The 1,161-nt window shown below is 51.9% G+C and carries 2 protein-coding genes; both read right to left on the minus strand.

What is annotated here, in order from left to right:
* Nucleotides 1-212: 212 nt before the first annotated feature.
* Nucleotides 213-674: a DUF3368 domain-containing protein gene (locus NMA52_RS18705; RefSeq protein ID WP_254829233.1), complete on the minus strand. Its 462-nt coding sequence runs from the start codon at nt 672-674 to the stop codon at nt 213-215.
* On the minus strand, nt 667-891 hold the full coding sequence (locus NMA52_RS18710; protein WP_254829234.1) for a UPF0175 family protein: 225 nt from the start codon (nt 889-891) through the stop codon (nt 667-669). The genes NMA52_RS18705 and NMA52_RS18710 overlap by 8 nt, the downstream gene beginning before the upstream one ends.
* Nucleotides 892-1,161 lie beyond the last annotated feature (270 nt).

Raw genomic sequence — 1,161 nt, forward strand, 5'->3', positions numbered from 1 at the left:
CGGGGGCGCCAACGCAGCCGGGGCATCAATTATTCGAAGGTGATGACTTTAACGCCACCCACGAGGGGGCGGCGCGGCGGCATGGCCCGAAACCGACCAACGGGAGCTTTCGGGCCATTGTCCGACGTGACGAACCCGCGGGCCAAATAGAACCGGACATACACTAACGTTCCCCAGGCCCCGGTTGACGTTGGGCGCGGTGTTCGGCGCATTTACTCTTCTTTCATTTCCCTTAGCGCCAGTTCATATATCTTGTCTGACAAGCGGAATCCCTGCTCACGCAAGTTGTCCAGTTTGTTTTTGCCCGACGCAATCAGGCCCCGCTGCTTTGCCCGGATCAGGATTCCAATCAATCCGGTAATCACTATACCCAATGACTTAGCTCTCCTTCTTCCTTTTCGTTCGTCAATGATCAGCAGAGAGTTCTCCAGTGCAAGAGCCAAGGCTATTGAGCTAGCCTCTCCGGCGTCCAAGCTAGGCAAAAGCGACCGATAGACATCCCTGTTATAATTGTCGTCAACTCGGATCCAGCCCGGCAGATCCATTGCTGCCTCTTCTTTGACTATTGTGGTCACCTCGACATTACCGTACAACTCTTTCAGTAAGTCCAGGCTGCTGAGATTATATAGACCGATTAGCGTGCTTGCGTCGGCAATAACGATCCGATCAGGCATTAGCGATGTCTTCTAGAAGATCATCTTCCTCCGTCTGAAACGCGGCCACTCCGTACTGTCCCAGCAACTCGATGAACGAGCGTCGGCTGATCCCTACGATCTGAGCTCCCTGTCCGGAAGTGATGATGCCTTCCTCAAATAACTTACTGGCAAACATCATCTTCAGATCAAAATCTGTAGCAGTTAAGTCGGCCGGTAATTCAACGTGGAAGCCCATAGGGGGTCTGTTTTATGCTCAAACAACCATCAAGATAGGGAAGTTGCCAAGATTCGGGCTGATTCAGCCAGTGCTGTCGATCAGCATACTGGTGAAGTGCCCTCCTCATGCTGTAGTTCTATAGTAGGGTAAACTGCCGTTGAAATCAGTTCGCTTAGCTGCCCTGATCGTTTAATTTTCTGTGGACCCGCGGCTGAGTTTATCTGTTGGACAAAACCGCATCTAGCAAGCTATAGTGTTGTGGTTGTGGATGCGATTGCGCCGAACGGG

This window comes from Lewinella sp. JB7 (assembly GCF_024297185.1).
Classification (GTDB): Bacteria; Bacteroidota; Bacteroidia; order Chitinophagales; family Saprospiraceae; genus Neolewinella.